The organism is Blastococcus sp. SYSU D00813, from assembly GCF_054050735.1.
In genome coordinates this window covers 185,131-201,496 of the sequence record NZ_JBJGZX010000004.1, presented here as the reverse complement: position 1 = coordinate 201,496, position 16,366 = coordinate 185,131, and the positions used below count along the sequence as shown (strand labels likewise).

Below are 16,366 nucleotides of genomic sequence, written 5' to 3'. Positions count from 1 at the left end.
GCCCCCCCCCCGCCCCCCCCCCCCCCCCCCCCCCCCCCCCCCCCCCCCCCCCCCCCCCCCCCCCCCCCCCCCCCCCCCCCCGCCCCGTCCCGGCGGTCGTCCGCTCAGACGTCGCGGCGGTCGAGCACCACCGCGGTCAGCGCCCAGACCAGGGCGACCCAGACCAGCGCCCACAGCAGGTAGACGACGGTGAGCGGGGCCTCGCTGAGGAACGGGAAGCCGGCGCCTTCAGGGCCGAGGGTCAGCAGCGCGGACGGGTCCTGGAACGCGTGCATGGCCCCGCGCCACAGGCCGTCGGTGGGCAGCAGCGCCCGGGACACGGTGCCGACCCGCTCGACGCCCTCGTTGCCGAGGACCTGCCCCACGTTGCCGACGATGCCGGCGACCCACGTGGCGCCGAACAGCCCGACGGCGACGACCCCGGACGCCATGGGCGAGATGACGCTGGACAGCAGCAGCCCCAGGGTGAGCAGGGTGACGGTCTGCGCAGCGAGCAGCGCCAGCCCGGCCGCCGGCTCCGGCGGCCAGTACCCCACCGTCCAGCGGACGACGAGGAACTGCGCCAGCCCCGCCACGACCACGTAGCCGCAGCCGACGGTCACCAGGCCCAGCCACTTGCCCAGCAGCACGGCCGAGCGCCGCAGCGGCCGGGCCATGACCGACAGCGCCATCCCCGACTCGATCTCGCCGGCGACCGTCGGGCCGGCCAGGAAGGCGGTGCCCAGCGCGGCGATAAGGCTCAGCCCGAACATCACGAGGTTGAGCAGTTGCGAGGCGATCAGCCGGGCCTGGCCGGAGGTGAGGTCGCCGAACTCGGTGTCGAGGCCGGTCAGCTTGGAGAAGCCCCAGCCGCTGAGCACGAGCAGGGCGAGGGTGAGCACGGCGAGGGCCCACAGCACCCGGCGGCGGGCGGCCTCCCGCACGGTCAGCCGGGCGATGGTGAGCACCGCGTTCACCGGGCGCCGTCCCCGTGCCCGGCCCGCAGGATCCCGAGCAGCCGCTCCTCCAGGCTGATCCGCGCCGGCTCCACGGCGTGCACCGCGACCCCGAGCGCGACCAGGTCGGCGACGAGGGCCGGCACCGCAGCGCCGTCGTCGCCGTCCGGCAACACCACGGTGAACCGGTCCCCGGAGGCGGTGACCTCGCCGGCCGCCCGCAGCCGCGCCGCGGCGCGGCCGTCGACGCCGTCCAGGTGCAGCCGCACCTCCCGCCGGCCGAGCAGCTCGGCCAGCGTCCCGGCCGCCCGCACCTGCCCGGCGTCGAGGATCACCACGCGGTCGCAGACCCGCTCCACCTCCCCGATCAGGTGCGAGTTGAGCAGCACCGCCACGCCCCGCGCCTTGAGCGCCAGCACGAGGTCGCGGACGTCGACCCGGCCGATCGGGTCCAGGGCGCTGGTCGGCTCGTCGAGCACCACCAGCTCCGGCCGGCCCACCAGCGCGACCGCGAGGCCGAGCCGCTGCTGCATGCCCTTGGAGAAGCCCCCGACCCGGTCGGCCGAGCGCCCGTCGAGACCGACGGCGGCCAGCCGCTCGCGGCCGTCGGCTTCGGTCATCGGCACGCCGGCGAGCCGGGCGTGCAGCGCCAGGACCTCCGCGGCGGTGAGCCAGGGCTGGTAGCGGAAGAGCTCGGGCAGGTAGCCGACCCGCTCCCGGGAGCGGGGGTCGCGGCCGGGGCAGCCGAGCAGCAGCACCTCGCCGGCGTCGGGGCGGACCAGGCCCAGCAGCATCTTGATGACGCTGGTCTTGCCCGCCCCGTTGGGGCCGAGCAGCCCGACGACCTCGCCGCGGCCCACGGTGAAGGAGACGCCGTCGACGGCGGTGCGGCGCCGGTACCGCTTGCGCAGCCCGGAGCACCACACCGCCGGCGACTCCGGCAGGTCCTCGAGGAACTCGGCCGCGGTGCGGGTGTCCTCGACCGCCATCCTCAGGCCAGCCCCCGCGCCACCGCGAGCACCTCGTCGGTGCCCACCGCGCCGGCGACCCCGGTGACGACCCCGTCGGAGACCCAGACCACGCCGGCCATCGTGCCGTCCCGGGACTCCAGCACGGTGGCCTCCACGCCGTCGACCTCGGCCTCGGAGGTGGTCACCATGTCGGCCGGCACCGGCAGCGGCAGCGTGGCCGCGTCCGCGGAGAAGGCCCGCAGCTGCTCCGCCACCTCGGCGGGCAGGCCCGGCAGCGACAGCAGGTAGTCGCGCACCGTCGCGAACGGCACGCCGTCGGAGGAGGCGGTGGGGGCTCCGGCGCGCCCCACGGCGAAGACCGGCAGGCCCGAGCGCTGCGTCCACACGGCGGCGACGGCCGGTCCGGCCTCCAGCAGCACCCGGCTGCCGTCGAGCCCGGGCGGCGGCACCGGCAGGTCCTCGCCGGACTCCGCCGCCGTCCGCGCCGCCTTCTCGGCCGAGAAGGTGAACACCGCGCTCACCGGCTCCACGACCAGGTACGACGGGTCGCCGGTCACGCCGGTCGGGAGTTCCCCGACCTCCGGCACGGCCAGGCCGGTGCGCTGCTCCGCGGTCGCGGCGTCGTCCACCTCCGCCGGCTCCACCTCGCCGGTGACCTCGAGGTCACCGAACGCCGACAGGTCGGGCAGCGCGACCAGGTCCCGCTCCTGGAGGGCGATCGGCTCGATCCGCTCCGTCTCGAACACGGGCAGCCAGTCGTTGGCGGCGGCCACGCCCGCGCCGGAGAGGACGACGACGGCGCCGAGGGCGGCCACCGCCGGACGGCGCAGTGCCGGCACCCAGCGGCGGCGGCGGGCCGTCGCCCGTGCGTGGCCGGCGGGCGCGACGGCCGACAGCCGGGCCCACGCGGCGTCGACGTCGACGTCCCGGGACACCGCCGTCCCCAGGGCGGCGGCGACGGCGCGGGAGTCGGCGCGGGCGGCCTCCAGGCCGGCCAGGCACGTAGCGCAGCCGGCGACGTGGGCGCGGTCGGCGTCGGCGACGCCGAGCGGCTCGTCGACCAGCCGGCGCAGGACGCCCTCAGTGGGATGACGCATCGCGGTCCAGCTCCTCCTTCAGGCGGGACTCGGCGCGTCGCACGGTCGTGCCGACGCTGCCGACGGACAGGTCGAGGGCGGCGGCCACCTCGTCGTAGCTCATGCCGCTGTGGCGCAGGACCAGGGCCACCGCCTGCTTGCGGGGCAGCCGGGCGAGGGCGGCCCGCACAAGGCTGCGCTCCTCGCGGGAGACGACGGCGTCGGCGACGTCGGGCGCCTCCCGCGGCTGCTGCCGGCCGACGGCGTCCTCGCGGGCGCTGCGGCGGCGGCCCGAGCGCAGCAGGTTCAGCGCGGTGTGCGCGGCGGCCACGGTCAGCCAGCCGCCGGCCTCGCCCGCGGGCACCGAGGAGCGGCCGAAGGCGAGGAACACCTCCTGGGCGACGTCCTCGGCCTGGTCCCGGGACCCCAGCACCCGCGCGGCGACGCCGACGACGCGGGGGTAGTCGCTCCGGAACACCTGCTCGAGGTCCGGCCGGACGCCACCGGCCCGCTCCCTCACCCGCGCCCGCGGGGCCGAGAGGGCGACCGCCGGCGCCGTCCACCGCTCGTGCTGCACCAGGTCCACAACCGGAGAGCACCGCCGGGGCCGCCGATGTGACACGACACCCGGCGAGCATGCACCGGCCCGCTCCGGCGGTGCGGCGGCCGTCGCAGGATGTCGCCATGCCCTCCTCGCCACGGGACACCTGGGGCGTCGTCGCGCGCCTGTGCGCGGCCGTCACGGCACTGGCCGCGCTGGTCGTCGCCGGCGGCGGGCTCGCGCTGTGGGAGCTGGAGGGCGACCGGCCCGACGGGACGGTCCGCTCGCTCGCCGACGCGCTGTGGTGGGCGCTGACCACGATGACGACCGTCGGCTACGGCGACCACGTGCCGGTGACCACGGCCGGCCGGCTGGTCGCCGGCGGCGTGATGGTGGCCGGGGTGGCGGTCATCGGCGCCGTGGCCGCGGTGGTCGCCCTGGCCGTGGCCGCCCGGGTGGCGGCGCGCGAGTAACGGGCGCTCGAGGTCGAGGCCGAGACGCTGGAACGCCGCCTCGAGGAGCGGCTGGCGCGGGTCGAGGCGAAGCTCGACGAGCTGCTGCAGCGCCGGGCGGACGACCCGCGCGCCTGACGCGTCTTGCGATCGCATGACGAAGCGCCGGCGGGCGCGTGCGCCCTCACCGCGGAGGGCACCACCCCGGCATGAGTGCGACGGACAAGATGAAGAACAAGGCCGAGGAACTGACCGGGAAGGGCAAGGAGGCGGCCGGCGAGGCGACGGGCGACCGCGACCTGCAGGCGGAGGGGAAGGCCGACCAGGCCGGCGGCAACCTCAAGCAGGCCGGCGAGAAGGTCAAGGACGTCTTCAAGTAACCGCGCCGCGGGCTCGGCCCGGCCGTCCCCAGGGGCGGCCGGGCCGGGGCGTGTCCGTCGCCGGAGCCGGGGCGGCGTCACCCACCCCGGTGACCTGCGACGCGCCCGAGGGGTCGTCCCGAGACGCATGGGGCTTCCGAGGCGTTACCGTTCTGAGACGCACATCAGCTCCGGCAACGGCGCCGGGGCGAACGGAAGGTGGGCACAGCACGATGGAGACGAGTGTGGTCGACGTCCCCGATCGGGGGCGCTTCGAGGTCCGGCTGGGCGAGCGCGTGGTCGGGCTCGCCAGCTACCACGTCGACAACGGCGTCATGACGCTCCCGCACACCGAGGTCGACCCCGGCGTCGGCGGCCGCGGCATCGGTTCGGCCCTGGTGGCCGGCGTCCTCGACGCGGCGCGCGAGCGCGGCCTGCACGTCCTGCCCTACTGCTCGTTCATCCGGCACTACATCCAGCAGCACCCGGACTACCTCGACCTCGTCCGCGACGAGGACCGTCCGCACTTCGGGCTGGCGACCGCCGAGGCCTGAGGCCGCGGCACCCCTCGACCACCGTCGCCGGCGGGCCCGTTCCCACGATCCGATCGCGCACGACCGAGATCGGACATAGCGTGGCGCGGGTGCCCACCAGTGTCCTGTGGTTCCGCCGTGACCTGCGGCTCGGCGACCACCCGGCCCTGCTCGCCGCGGTCGGGGACGCCGGCGACGACGGCGAGGTCCTGCCGCTGTTCGTCGTCGACCCCCGGCTGTGGGAGCCCTCCGGTGCGCCGCGCCGGGAGTACCTACGCCGCTGCCTGGCCGACCTGCGGGAGGCCACCGGCGGTGCCCTCGTGGTGCGCTCGGGCGACCCGGCCGAGGTGGTGCCGGCGCTGGCGCGGGAGGTCGGCGCGGTCGGGGTGCACGTCTCGGCCGACACCGGCCCCTACGGCCGCCGCCGCGACGCCGCGGTCGAGCGCGCCCTCGGGGACGTCGCCCTCACCCGCACCGGGTCGCCGTACGCCGTCGGACCGGGGCTGGTGACCAAGCGCGACGGCACCCCCTTCCAGGTGTTCTCGCCCTTCGCCCGCGCCTGGCGGGAGCACGGCTGGCCGGCCCCGGCGGCGCGCCCGGACGACGTCCGCTGGTGCCGCGGCCCCCGGACCGGCGACCTGCCGCCCGAGCAGGACCTGGGCGCCACCCGGCTGCCGCCGGCCGGCGAGGCGGCGGCCCACGAGGCCTGGGACCGCTTCCGCGAGCAGCGGCTGGCCGGCTACGCCGAGGGCCGCGACCTGCCCGGCGGCGACGGCACCAGCCGGCTGTCGCCGCACCTGAAGTACGGGACCGTCCACCCCCGCACGCTGCTGGCCGACCTGGCCGCCGAGCAGCAGACCGAGGCCGTCCGCCGCTACACCGACGAGCTGGCCTGGCGGGAGTTCTACGCCGACGTGCTGTGGCACCGGCCGGAGTCGGCGCGCGAGTACCTGCGACCGGAGCTGCAGGCCCTCGGCTACGACTCCGGCCCGCACGCCGAGGAACTGGTGCGGGCCTGGGAGACCGGCCGCACCGGCTTCCCGATCGTCGACGCCGGCATGCGGCAGCTGCTCGGCGAGGCCTACGTGCACAACCGGGTGCGGATGATCGTCGCGTCGTTCCTGGTCAAGGACCTGCACCAGGAGTGGACGCTGGGGGCGCGGTACTTCATGCAGCACCTGGTCGACGGCGACCTCGCCAGCAACAACCACGGCTGGCAGTGGGTCGCCGGCACCGGCACCGACCCCTCGCCGTACTACCGGGTGTTCAACCCGGTCACCCAGGGGAGGAAGTTCGACCCCGACGGCACGTACGTGAAGCGCTGGGTGCCCGAGCTGCGGGACCTGGACGCCAGGTACGTGCACGAGCCGTGGACGGCGCCGGGCGGCGTGCCCGAGGGCTACCCGGAGCCGGTCGTCGACCACGCGCACGAGCGGCAGGTCGCCCTCGAGCGGTTCGAGCGGGTGCGCCGTGCCTGAGGGCCACACCCTGTTCCGGCTGGCGCGCGACCAGCAGGAGGCCTTCGCCGACCGGCCGGTGCACGTGACCAGCCCGCAGGGCCGCTTCGCCGCCGGCGCCGAGCTGCTCGACGGCCGGGTGCTCGACGAGGTCACCAGCTACGGCAAGCACCTGTTCGCCTGCTTCGGGCCCGACACCCTGCACGTCCACCTCGGCCTGTACGGCAGCTACACCAGCGGCGCGGGGACCCCTCCCCCGCCGCGCGGGGCGCTGCGGATGCGGTGGGAGGGCGCCGGCCCCGACGGGCACGGCGTGTGGACCGACCTGCGCGGCGCCACGGCCTGCGAGGTGCTCACCGCGCCGGAGGTCGACAAGATCCTCGACCGGCTCGGCCCCGACCCGCTGCGGTCCCGCCCCCGCGAGGGCGGGGTCGCCCACCGGCGCATCGCGGGCAGCCGGACCGCCGTCGGCGCCCTGCTGATGGACCAGTCGGTACTGGCCGGGGTGGGCAACGTCTACCGCGCCGAGATCCTGTTCCGGCACCGGATCTCGCCCTTCCGGCCGGGCCGCGACGTCGGCGCCGAGGAGTGGACGCGGCTGTGGGCCGACCTCGTCGTCCTCATGCGGTCCGGTGTCCGCCTCGGCCGGATCGTGACGACCCGGCCCGAGGACCGCAGCCGCAGACGCGGCGCGGTCACCCGGGAGGACGCGCACTACGTGTACCGGCGCACCGGGCTGCCCTGCCGGGTCTGCGGCACCGAGGTGCGCACCCAGGAGATGGTCGGCCGCAACCTCTACTGGTGCCCGGTCTGCCAGGCCTCCTGATCGGGGGGCCCGGAACGGGGGGTCCTGGCGGGGGACCTGGCGCCTAGGGTTGCCGGATGACCCTGGCGGCGCGTGCTCTCGCGGTCGCGGGGGCGGCGGTGCTGCTCGGGCTGCCCGGGACCGCGGCCGCCGCACCGGACGACGGCGCGCCCCGCATCGGCTACGACGTCTCGCACCCGCAGTGCGGCCAGCGGCTGCCCGAGCGGGCCGACGTCGCGGTCGTCGGCGTGAACGGCGGGATCGCCACCCGCCCCAACCCCTGCCTGCCCGAGCAGCTGGCGTGGGCCGCCGAGGCGACCGGCAGCCCGGTGGTGGAGCTGTACGTGAACACCGCCAACCCCGGCGAGCTGCGCGACTCGATCACGACCTGGCCCGACACCGGCTCGACGCCCTACGGCGAGTGCGACGGGTCCAACTCGGCGGCCTGCTCGTGGCAGTACGGCCGCGTCCGCGCGGCCGCCGACGTCCACGTCTTCTTCCTCACCGCCGCCTGGGCCGCCGGCATCGACCCCGACCCGGCCGCGCACCGCTGGTGGCTCGACGTGGAGACGATGAACACCTGGCAGTACGGGTCCGCCGGGGCCCTCGCCCGCAACCGCGCGGCGCTGGAGGGCATGACCGCCTACCTCCACGAGGTGGGCGCGGAGGTCGGCGTCTACTCGACCGGCCACCAGTGGGCGCGGATCGTCGGGGAGGTCCCCACCGGCAGCCCGCTGCACGACCTGGACAGCTGGCTGGCCGGCGCGGACGACGCCCGGGACGCCGCGGCCACCTGCGCCGACGACCCCCTCGTGCCCGGCGGCCGGGTGGTCCTCACCCAGTACGTGGACGACGGCCTCGACCACGACGTCGTCTGCGGCTGAGCGCCCCCGCTACAGCGCGCCCTTGGTGCCGGCCGGCAGCGGGGTGAGCACCTGCACCTCCGGGGCGCCGGTCACCTTGCCGGCGAGCTTGGGGCCGAGCGCCGTGAGCGCGGGCGCCGTCATGTGCACGCCCAGCGCCTCCTGGCTCTCCCACTTCTCCACCATGACCAGCACGCCGTCGGCCTCGTGCAGCGCGTACAGCTCGCAGCCGGGCTCCTCGTGCACCGCGGGGAGCGTCTCCAGGAAGGCCTCCCGGACGGCGTCCAGGTGCTCGGGCAGCGGGCGGATGTGGGCGACGACGACGACGGACACGCGGGTTCTCCCTCGGCAGCGGTGACGGCGGGCCCGACACGGACCGGTGTTGGCGCTTCCCGACCGCGCGGGTCAGGATGCCGATCATGTCGGACGCCGAGGAGACTGCCACCACACCCGCCACCCGCCGCCTCCGGGTCGCGGTCGTCGGCGCCGGCCCCGCGGGGATCTACGCCGCCGAGGCGCTGACCCGCCAGTCGGACGTCCCGGTGGCGGTCGACCTGGTCGACCGGCTGCCGACCCCCTTCGGGCTGGTACGGCACGGGATCGCCCCCGACCACCTGCGGATGCGCGCGCTGCGGGACACGCTGCACCACGTCCTGGACCACGAGCACGTGCGCTTCGTCGGCAACGTCGAGATCGGCGCCGACCTGTCGCTGGAGGACCTGCGCCGGCACGTCGACGCGGTGATCTACACCTACGGCGCCTCCCGGGACCGCGCGCTGGGCATCGAGGGCGAGGACCTGCCCGGCAGCATCGCGGCCACCGACCTGGTGGCCTGGTACTGCGGGCACCCGGACGCCGACCGGGCGGGCATCGAGGCGGCGGTGGCCGGGGTCCGCAACGCCGTCGTCATCGGGGTGGGCAACGTCGCGCTCGACGTCGCCCGGGTGCTGGTGCGCACGCCCGAGGAGCTCGAGCCGACCGACATGCCGCAGCACGTGCTCGACGCGCTGGCCGCCGCCCCCGTCGAGTCGGTGACCGTGCTGGGCCGCCGCGGCCCGGCCCAGGCCAGCTTCACCACCAAGGAGCTCGACGAGCTCGGCGAGCTGGCCGGGGCCACCGTGGTCGTCGACCCGGCCGACGTGCCCGGCGAGGACGAGCCGCCGCCGGCCGACCGGCTCAAGGCCCGCAACGTCAAGGTGCTGCGCGGCTACGCCGGCAACGCCCCCGAGCCCGGCCGCGCCACGGTCACGCTGCGCTTCTTCGCCCGCCCGGTGCGCATCCTCGGCGAGGACCGGGTCACCGGCATCGAGGTGGAGCGGACGGCGGTCGACGCGGAGGGCCGCGCCACCGGGACCGGCGAGTTCACGACGCTGCCCGCCGACCTCGTCGTCCGCTCCGTCGGCTACCGCGGCCTGCCGCTGCCCGGCCTGCCGCTGGACACCTCCTCGAACACGGTGCCCAACGAGGCCGGGCGGGTGCTGCGCGACGGCGCGCCCTCGGCCGGGGAGTACGTGGCCGGCTGGATCAAGCGGGGTCCCACCGGCGTCGTCGGCACCAACAAGCACGACGCCCGGGAGACCGTCGCCACCCTGCTCGCCGACGTGCAGGCGGGCGTCATCGGGGCGCACGGCGACCCCGACGACCTGGTGCGGACCCTGCGCGCCCGCGGCGCCGACCCGGTGCTGCTGCCGAACTGGAAGGCGATCGACGCGGCCGAGATCGCGCTGGGCGCCAGCCGCGGCCGGCAGCGGACCACCATGCACGACCGGGCGGACCTGCTGGAGGCCGCCCGCGCCGCGGAGCTCGAGGCCGAGCGCGAGGACGCCGACGCCTGACGCCGCGGGTCAGCGCGGGGCGACCGCGGCGATCAGCTCCCGGGCGGTGGCGGCGTCCCCGGCGGCGGCGAACCGGATGAGGGTCTCGGTGTCCGGGGCGAGACGCAGCGGCTCGCCGTCGCCGGTCAGGGCGACCCCGCCGGCGGCGGCGAGCACGCCCAGCCCGCCCGCCACGTCGTGCACGTGGGTGCCCGAGCGGTCGAGGTCGTGCCACGCCACGGCGGAGCCGTCGGCGACCAGGCAGACCTCGACCGCCGTGCACCCGGTCACGCGGACCCGCCGCGCGGTGGGGGGCACCCCGATCACGCCCCCGCGGGGCGCGCTCGGGACGACGACGGTCGTGCCGGCCCGGGGGGCGATCGGGACGTCGTCGCGCCACGCGCCCGCGCCGACCGCGCCCGACCACCGCCGGCCGGAGGAGAGGTCGACCACGACGCCGGCGACGGGCTGCCCGCTCTGCACCAGGCCCGCGGAGAACGCCCACGGCGGGAGGCCCGCGCGGAAGTTGCCGGTGCCGTCGAGCGGGTCGAGCACGATCCACGGCTCGTCGTCGGCAACGGCGAGGTCCCGGCGCTCCTCGCTGAGCACCGGCACCCCGAGCCCGCCGAGGACGGCCGCGGCGGCGACGTGGGCGGCCTCGTCCGCGGCCAGCGCCGGGCTGCCGTCGGCCTTGACCCGGTCCTCCCCGGTGCCCCGCGCGAGGGCGACCGCCGTCTCCACCCGCGTCGCGGCCAGCGCCGCCGCGGCCAGGAAGCGCTCGACCAGCGGCTCGGCCGGCCCGGGCAGGACGACGCGCAGCACGCCCCGGCCGCCGGGGCGGTCGCGCACCCGGTCGCACCCCCAGCCCACGGCGGTGGCGTGCACCGCGGGGTGGTCGGGCCCCATGCCGGCGGCGGCGAGCAGCACCGCCTCCGGCGTGCCCTCGACGGTCCACTGGCGGCGCAGCAGGACCGCCGCGCCGTCCCCGGCAGCCAGCACCCGGTAGGCGGGGTCGCTCACCGCGGGGGCGAGCGCGGCCGGCGCCAGCCCGAGGTCGGCGGCCGCCCGCTGCAGGACCGCACCGCCGGTGGCCGCGACGGCCACCCCGTCCACCCGGTCGCCGCTGTCCCCCACGTCGGGCGACGCTAGGCGATGGCGCCGCCCGCCGCCGGGCGCCCGGTGGCGGGCGCCTGCGCGTCGTGCGCAGAGTGCGGGCGTGGGGACGACCGCGCGCACCGGCCTGGACGACGTCGACGTGGTGTTCCTGGTCCACCACGAGGCCCCGGGGATGCTGGCGCGGCACCACGCCGCGGTCGCCGCGGCCACCGGGCCGCGGTGGCGCGGCCGCGCGCTGCTCGTGGAGAACGCCGCCGCGCCGGGGACGTCGGCCGCGGGCCGCGCCTGCCTGGCGCAGCGGTACCCGGCCGCCGACCGGCGGGTGCTGTCCTCGCCGCGCAACCTCGGCTTCGCCCGCGCCATGGACCTCGCGCTCGACGCCTGCCGCGGCCGCTACGTGGCCCTGGTGAACTCCGACGGCGAGCCCGAGCCGCGGATGCTCCTGCGGCTGGCCGAGGTGCTCGACGCCGAGCCGCGCGCGGTCTGGGCCGCTCCGGCCGTGCACGGCCCCGGGGAGGACGACGACCCGCCGGGCCCGCCGCGGCCGGTCGAGGAGCTGGGCGGGACCGCGGTCCTGGTCCGGCGGGCGGAGTTCCTCGCCGCCGGCGGCTTCGACCCCGCCTACTTCTTCTACAACGAGGACCGGGACGCCTCGCGCCGGCTGCGCGGGGCCGGGCACCTGCTGCTGCGCGTGCCGGACACCCGCTTCCTGCACGGGAAGGGCGGCCGCAGCGCCCGCGGGGTGTTCCGGCGGGAGCGGCACTACGCCCGGACGGTGCAGGTGCTGGTCCCCCAGCACGCCGTCCGCCCGGTGCAGGAGACCCTGGCCCTGCTCGCCCGCCGGCCCGGCGCCGTCGCCGCCCACGTGCGCGACGGCGACCTGCCCGGGGCCGCCGGGATCGCGCTGGCCCTGCTCGAGCTGCCGCGCGGGCTGGCCGTCGCCGCCGCGCGCCGCCGGCGGCCGTGGGACGGGGAGCGGCTGGCCCGGTGGCTGGACCGGCACCGCCTCCCGGTGACCGCGCTCAGCCCGAGTTGCGCAGCGCCGTCGCGATCCCGTTGATGGTCAGCTGGATGTTGCGCCGGACCAGCTCGTCGTCGTCCCCCTCCCGGCGACGGCGGAGCATGTCGACCTGGAGGTGGTGCAGCGGCTCCAGGTAGGGGAACCGGTTGCGGATCGAGCGGGCCAGCGACGGGTTGTCGGTGAGCAGCTCCTCGTCGCCGGTGACCGCGAGCAGCATCCGGCAGGTCCGCTCGTGCTCGGCGGTGATCTGGTCGAACACCCGCACGCGCAGCTCCTCGTCGGGCACGAGCTGCGCGTAGCGGGCGGCCAGTCCCAGGTCGGTCTTGGCCAGCACCATGCCCATGTTCGACAGCACGGTGCGGAAGAACGGCCAGCGGCGGTGCAGGTCGCGCAGCTGCTCCAGCCGGCCCTCGTCGCCGGGGGCACCGTCCCCGACGACATGGCTCTCCAGCGCCGAGCCGGTGCCGTACCAGCCGGGCAGCATGATCCGCGCCTGGGACCAGCTGAACACCCACGGGATGGCCCGCAGGTCGGCGATCCGGTCACCGGCCTTGCGCGACGGCGGCCGGCTGCCGATGTTCAGCTCGCCCAGCTCCCGGATCGGCGTGGCGGCGCGGAACCACTCCACGAACCCCGGCGTCTCGTGCACCAGCGCCCGGTAGGCCTGCTGGGCGCGGGCCGCCAGGTGGTCGAGCAGCGCGTAGGCGTCCTCCGCGCCGTCGCCGAGCCCCTCGACGTCGAGCAGGCTGGCCTCCAGCGTCGCGGCCACCAGCGCCTCGAGGTTGCGGCGGGCCAGGTCGGGGTCGGCGTACTTGGCGGCGATGACCTCGCCCTGCTCGGTGATCCGCAGCGAGCCGGCCACCGCGCCGGGCGGCTGGGCACGGATCGCCTCGTAGCTCGGGCCGCCGCCGCGGCCGACGGTGCCGCCGCGGCCGTGGAACAGCCGCAGCCGCACCCCCTCGGCGCGGGCGACCTCGACCAGCGCGAGCTCGGCCCGGTACAGCGCCCAGTTGGCGGCCAGGTAGCCGCCGTCCTTGTTGCTGTCGGAGTAGCCGAGCATGACCTCCTGCAGGTCGCCGCGGGCGGCGACCAGCGCGCGGTACAGCGGCTGGGCGAGGACGGCGGTCATGGTGCTGCCGGCGCCCTGCAGGTCGTCGATCGTCTCGAACAGCGGGGAGATCCCCACCGGGCACGAGGGCCGGCCGGCGGCGTCGAGCTCCAGCAGGCCGACCTCCTTGAGCAGGACGGCGACCTCCAGCACGTCGCTGACCGACTCGCACATGCTGATCACGTAGTTCGGGACGGCGGCCGGCCCCAGCAGCGCGACCTGCTCGGCGGCCGCCCGCAGCAGGTCCAGCTCCCCACGGGCGAGGTCGGAGAGCTCGGCGCCGGGCCGCACGAGGGGGCGGCGCAGGCGCAGCTCCCCGGCCAGCAGCTCGACGCGGGCCTCCTCGCCGAGGGCCGCGTAGTCGTCGGACACGCCGGCCCAGGCCAGCAGCTCGGCGAGCACCTCCTCGTGCACCGAGGAGTTCTGCCGCATGTCCAGCCCGCATAGGTGGAAGCCGAACACCTCGACCGCCTCGCGCAGCCGGGTGAGCCGGTCGTCGGCCAGCGCGCCGGCGCCGTGGCTGCGCAGCGAGGCGTCGACGACGGCGAGGTCGGCGAGCAGCTCGGCGGGGGTGTCGTAGGGCGTCAGCTCCACCACCGGGGCGGCGCCGGGGACGCTGCCCAGGACCCGCCGCGCGGTCGCCGCCAGTCGCGCGTGCACCCCGATGAGCGCCCGCCGGTAGGGCTCGTCGGCCCGGAACGGCGACTCGTCGCGCGAGGCGTCGGCCAGCGCGTACAGCTCGTGCGTCGGGGTGACGAGGCGGTCGGACATCGACAGCTCGTCGCGCAGCGCCACCAGCTCGGACAGGTGGTGGCCCAGCGCCGTCTCCGCCTGGCGGGTGCTGGCCCGGCGGACGGCGTCGGCGGTCACGAACGGGTTGCCGTCGCGGTCACCGCCGATCCACGAGCCCGGCTGCAGCATCGGCCGGTCGAGCAGGTCGGCGCCGGGCCAGCGCTGCCGCAGTGCCCGGCGCAGGTCGGCGTTGATCGCCGGGATGACCTCGAACAGCGACAGCTCGTAGTAGCGCAGCGCCTCGTCGATCTCGTCCTGCAGCCGCAGCCGGGACAGCCGCAGCAGCGCCGTCTGCCACAGCGTCAGCACCGAGCGCCACAGCTTGCCGGCCCACTCCGGGTCGTCGCCGAGGTCGTCGGTCGACCGGTCGCGCAGCCGGATCAGCTCGGTGACCTGCCGCTGCACCTGGGAGATGGTCTTGCGCCGCACCTCGGTCGGGTGCGCGGTGACCACCGGGACGACGAGCGCGCCCTCGAGGGCGTCGGCCACCGCGTCGGCGTCGAGCGCGGCGTCGTCCAGGATCGCGAAGCTGGCGGCCAGGCTGCCCGGCTGCGGCGGCGAGCCGCTGCGCCGGTGGAACCGCCGGCGGCGCTCGTGGTGGATGTCCTCGGCGAGGTTGGCCAGGAGCGAGAAGTGGCTGAACGCGCGGATGACGTGGTTGGCCGAGCGGACGTCGAGCTCCCCCAGCCGGCCGGCGAGCTCCGCCCGGTCGACGTCGGAGCGACGCACGCCGAACGCGGCCACCCGGGTCTGCTCGACGAGGTCGAGGACCTCGGCTCCGGACTGCTCGGCGATGACCTCGCCGAGCACCCGCCCCAGCAGGCGGATGTCGTCGCGCAGGGGGGCGTCGGTGCCGGCGTCGGCGTCCTCCCCCTGGCCGTGCGGTCGGAGGTCGGCGACGTCCACGGTGGCTTCGGACATGCCGCGGAGTATGCCGCCGCCCGTGTGACGGCCAGGTGTCGCGGGGAGGACCCGCCGGGCGCGGCGAGGTGGGGCGGCCACCGACGGGGCTGCACGGGCATCCGCCGCGCGTGCCGGGAAGAGTCCTCGGTCCCCGGTGCAGGTGACCCGCCGGCTGCTGATCACGACGAGCTGTCACCGACGCGCACCCGGCGGCGCGGCGGGCGTGAGGCCGTTGCCTCTCCCCGGGGGTGGTTGCTTCGTTGTCTGCCCACCCGTTCCGAGGACGACGGAGGTCGTGATGCGCCTTCTCAACCGCCTGGCCGTGATCACCGGCGGGACCCTCGTGGCCGTCGCGCTGGCCGCTCCGGCGACTGCTGCGCCGCCGCGCTCCGGCGACTGCCCGACGCCGTTCAGGGCAGCCACCCAGAGCCAGCTCGCGCAGGTGCTCGCCCTCCTCGACCCGACCGTCCCCCTCGAGGCGCACGAGGCCTCGGCAGCCGGCGCGTTCGCCCGCCTGAACAAGAACGGCGACGCGGTCCTCTGCTACATCCCGATCGGGAGGCGCGGCTTCGTCAACGTCATCGACAACGTGGTCCCGCGCTGACGCCCGTCCCACCCGTGTGACGGGCAGGTGTCCTGGGGAGGACGGTCCCCGTGCAGCGCCTCACCGCCACCCCCGCCGCCCCGTCCGCCGCCGAGCACGGGGAGGGCCCGCGGTGGGACACCGCCCGCTGCGAGCTCCTGTGGGTGGACATCCCCGCGGGCCTGCTGCGCCGCGCGACCGTGGCCGATGACGGCGGGGTCACCGAGGTCGCCGCGCACCGGGGCGGGGACACCGTCGGCGCCGTCGCCCCGGCCGCCGCGGGCGGCTGGCTGCTGGCTGCCGGCGGCGGATTCGCCCACGTCGACGACGACGGCGCCGCCCGGGTGCTGCTCGACCTGGCCGGCGAGGGCGGTACCAGGGAGTCCGGCGGGACGCGGATGAACGACGCCGCCTGCGACCCGGCCGGCCGCTTCCTCGCCGGGACGATGGCGTTCGACCAGCGGCCCGGCGCCGGCGCGCTGTACTGCCTCGACCTCGACGGCACGGTGCGCACGCTGCGCGACGGCCTGACCGTCTCCAACGGCCTGGGCTGGTCGCCCGACGGCGGCACCTTCTACCTGGCCGACTCCGGCCCGGGCCTGCTGTGGGCGCACGACTACGACGTCGGCGCCGGCACGCTGGGCGCCGGCCGGGTGCTGCTGGACCTCGGTGGGGACACCGGGCCGGTCGACGGCCTGACGGTGGACGACGACGGCTGCCTCTGGACGGCGCTCTGGGGTGCCGGGCAGGTGCGGCGGTACTCCCCGGACGGCGAGTTGCTGGCGGTCGTCGAGGTGCCGGTCGCGCAGACCTCGGCCTGCTGCTTCGCCGGCCCCGGGCGCGGCCTGCTGGTGGTGACGACGTCGACCGAGGGGATGTCCGCCGCCGACCGCGCGGCGCAGCCCGACGCGGGCCGGCTGTTCACCGCCCGCCCCGGGGTGACCGGCCCGCCCGCCGCGCCCTACCGCGGCCCCCTTGCCGGCCTCCGCCAGCACCTCTAGAGCCTTTCGCGCGCGAAGTGCTCCCGCCCAGGGGGA

The 16,366-nt window shown here is 76.9% G+C and carries 17 protein-coding genes; 10 read left to right on the top strand and 7 right to left on the bottom strand.

The features are described 5' to 3' along the window. Nucleotides 1–104 precede the first annotated feature (104 nt). Genes ACI8AX_RS04690 through ACI8AX_RS04675 form a run of 4 tightly spaced genes read right to left on the bottom strand, consistent with a single transcriptional unit; the run spans nucleotide 105 to nucleotide 3,568 of the window. Nucleotides 105–956: an ABC transporter permease subunit gene (locus tag ACI8AX_RS04690; protein ID WP_456548634.1), complete on the bottom strand. Its 852-nt coding sequence runs from the start codon at nucleotides 954–956 to the stop codon at nucleotides 105–107. Next, complete coding sequence (locus ACI8AX_RS04685; protein ID WP_456548633.1) at nucleotides 953–1,924, bottom strand: ABC transporter ATP-binding protein; 972 nt, start codon at nucleotides 1,922–1,924, stop codon at nucleotides 953–955. Before ACI8AX_RS04685 ends, ACI8AX_RS04690 begins: the two co-directional genes overlap by 4 nt. A gap of 2 nt (nucleotides 1,925–1,926) precedes the next feature. Then, complete coding sequence (locus ACI8AX_RS04680) at nucleotides 1,927–3,003, bottom strand: hypothetical protein (RefSeq protein ID WP_456548632.1); 1,077 nt, start codon at nucleotides 3,001–3,003, stop codon at nucleotides 1,927–1,929. Beyond that, nucleotides 2,987–3,568: a sigma-70 family RNA polymerase sigma factor gene (locus tag ACI8AX_RS04675; RefSeq protein ID WP_456548631.1), complete on the bottom strand. Its 582-nt coding sequence runs from the start codon at nucleotides 3,566–3,568 to the stop codon at nucleotides 2,987–2,989. Before ACI8AX_RS04675 ends, ACI8AX_RS04680 begins: the two co-directional genes overlap by 17 nt. A gap of 98 nt (nucleotides 3,569–3,666) precedes the next feature. Here ACI8AX_RS04675 and ACI8AX_RS04670 point away from each other — a divergent pair, with 98 nt between their 5' ends. The 6 genes from ACI8AX_RS04670 to ACI8AX_RS04645 all read left to right on the top strand — a co-directional run bounded on the left by ACI8AX_RS04670 (nucleotide 3,667) and on the right by ACI8AX_RS04645 (nucleotide 8,013). Beyond that, a complete protein-coding gene (locus tag ACI8AX_RS04670) occupies nucleotides 3,667–3,996 on the top strand; it encodes a potassium channel family protein (RefSeq protein WP_456548630.1) in 330 nt (109 codons plus the stop codon). A 188-nt stretch (nucleotides 3,997–4,184) separates the two neighbouring features. Next, a complete protein-coding gene (locus tag ACI8AX_RS04665; RefSeq protein ID WP_456548629.1) occupies nucleotides 4,185–4,355 on the top strand; it encodes a CsbD family protein in 171 nt (56 codons plus the stop codon). Between the two features lie 212 nt (nucleotides 4,356–4,567). Then, complete coding sequence (locus tag ACI8AX_RS04660) at nucleotides 4,568–4,888, top strand: GNAT family N-acetyltransferase (protein WP_456548628.1); 321 nt, start codon at nucleotides 4,568–4,570, stop codon at nucleotides 4,886–4,888. Nucleotides 4,889–4,977: 89 nt separating this feature from the next. Beyond that, the gene (locus ACI8AX_RS04655; protein ID WP_456548627.1) at nucleotides 4,978–6,345 is read left to right on the top strand and encodes a cryptochrome/photolyase family protein; all 1,368 of its coding nucleotides are present in this window, start codon (nucleotides 4,978–4,980) and stop codon (nucleotides 6,343–6,345) included. Then, a complete protein-coding gene (locus ACI8AX_RS04650) occupies nucleotides 6,338–7,150 on the top strand; it encodes an Fpg/Nei family DNA glycosylase (protein WP_456548626.1) in 813 nt (270 codons plus the stop codon). Before ACI8AX_RS04655 ends, ACI8AX_RS04650 begins: the two co-directional genes overlap by 8 nt. 56 nt (nucleotides 7,151–7,206) lie before the next feature. Continuing rightward, a complete protein-coding gene (locus tag ACI8AX_RS04645; RefSeq protein ID WP_456548625.1) occupies nucleotides 7,207–8,013 on the top strand; it encodes a hypothetical protein in 807 nt (268 codons plus the stop codon). Nucleotides 8,014–8,022: 9 nt separating this feature from the next. Here the strand turns inward: ACI8AX_RS04645 and ACI8AX_RS04640 are convergent, their stop codons facing one another. After that, the gene (locus tag ACI8AX_RS04640; RefSeq protein WP_456548624.1) at nucleotides 8,023–8,325 is read right to left on the bottom strand and encodes a putative quinol monooxygenase; all 303 of its coding nucleotides are present in this window, start codon (nucleotides 8,323–8,325) and stop codon (nucleotides 8,023–8,025) included. A gap of 86 nt (nucleotides 8,326–8,411) precedes the next feature. On the opposite strand from ACI8AX_RS04640, the gene ACI8AX_RS04635 reads away from it, so the two are divergent. Further along, nucleotides 8,412–9,827, top strand: coding sequence for an FAD/NAD(P)-binding protein (locus tag ACI8AX_RS04635; protein ID WP_456548623.1), 1,416 nt, complete (start codon nucleotides 8,412–8,414; stop codon nucleotides 9,825–9,827). A 9-nt stretch (nucleotides 9,828–9,836) separates the two neighbouring features. Here the strand turns inward: ACI8AX_RS04635 and ACI8AX_RS04630 are convergent, their stop codons facing one another. Next, the gene (locus ACI8AX_RS04630) at nucleotides 9,837–10,940 is read right to left on the bottom strand and encodes an inositol monophosphatase family protein (RefSeq protein ID WP_456548622.1); all 1,104 of its coding nucleotides are present in this window, start codon (nucleotides 10,938–10,940) and stop codon (nucleotides 9,837–9,839) included. An 82-nt stretch (nucleotides 10,941–11,022) separates the two neighbouring features. On the opposite strand from ACI8AX_RS04630, the gene ACI8AX_RS04625 reads away from it, so the two are divergent. Next, nucleotides 11,023–11,982, top strand: a complete 960-nt coding sequence (locus ACI8AX_RS04625) for a glycosyltransferase (protein WP_456548621.1) — start codon at nucleotides 11,023–11,025, stop codon at nucleotides 11,980–11,982. Here ACI8AX_RS04625 and ppc read toward each other — a convergent pair. Then, nucleotides 11,945–14,764: a phosphoenolpyruvate carboxylase gene (gene ppc, locus ACI8AX_RS04620; RefSeq protein ID WP_456548620.1), complete on the bottom strand. Its 2,820-nt coding sequence runs from the start codon at nucleotides 14,762–14,764 to the stop codon at nucleotides 11,945–11,947. The genes ACI8AX_RS04625 and ppc overlap by 38 nt on opposite strands. Before the next feature lie 280 nt (nucleotides 14,765–15,044). Between ppc and ACI8AX_RS04615 the strand changes: the two genes are divergently transcribed. Beyond that, nucleotides 15,045–15,350 carry a hypothetical protein gene (locus ACI8AX_RS04615; protein WP_456548619.1) on the top strand — a complete coding sequence of 102 codons (306 nt, stop codon included), beginning with the start codon at nucleotides 15,045–15,047 and terminating at the stop codon, nucleotides 15,348–15,350. A gap of 50 nt (nucleotides 15,351–15,400) precedes the next feature. Further along, a complete protein-coding gene (locus ACI8AX_RS04610) occupies nucleotides 15,401–16,330 on the top strand; it encodes an SMP-30/gluconolactonase/LRE family protein (RefSeq protein ID WP_456548618.1) in 930 nt (309 codons plus the stop codon). Nucleotides 16,331–16,366: the final 36 nt, after the last annotated feature.

What these genes read in the sequence shown, in the direction of transcription:
- ACI8AX_RS04665 (WP_456548629.1), top strand. Translation starts at nt 4,185, where the DNA reads ATGAGTGCGACGGACAAGATGAAGAACAAGGCCGAGGAACTGACCGGG.
- ACI8AX_RS04615 (WP_456548619.1), top strand. Translation starts at nt 15,045, where the DNA reads ATGCGCCTTCTCAACCGCCTGGCCGTGATCACCGGCGGGACCCTCGTG.
- ACI8AX_RS04685 (WP_456548633.1), bottom strand. Translation starts at nt 1,924, where the DNA reads ATGGCGGTCGAGGACACCCGCACCGCGGCCGAGTTCCTCGAGGACCTG.
- ACI8AX_RS04645 (WP_456548625.1), top strand. Translation starts at nt 7,207, where the DNA reads ATGACCCTGGCGGCGCGTGCTCTCGCGGTCGCGGGGGCGGCGGTGCTG.
- ACI8AX_RS04680 (WP_456548632.1), bottom strand. Translation starts at nt 3,003, where the DNA reads ATGCGTCATCCCACTGAGGGCGTCCTGCGCCGGCTGGTCGACGAGCCG.
- ACI8AX_RS04635 (WP_456548623.1), top strand. Translation starts at nt 8,412, where the DNA reads ATGTCGGACGCCGAGGAGACTGCCACCACACCCGCCACCCGCCGCCTC.
- ppc (WP_456548620.1), bottom strand. Translation starts at nt 14,764, where the DNA reads ATGTCCGAAGCCACCGTGGACGTCGCCGACCTCCGACCGCACGGCCAG.
- ACI8AX_RS04670 (WP_456548630.1), top strand. Translation starts at nt 3,667, where the DNA reads ATGCCCTCCTCGCCACGGGACACCTGGGGCGTCGTCGCGCGCCTGTGC.
- ACI8AX_RS04660 (WP_456548628.1), top strand. Translation starts at nt 4,568, where the DNA reads ATGGAGACGAGTGTGGTCGACGTCCCCGATCGGGGGCGCTTCGAGGTC.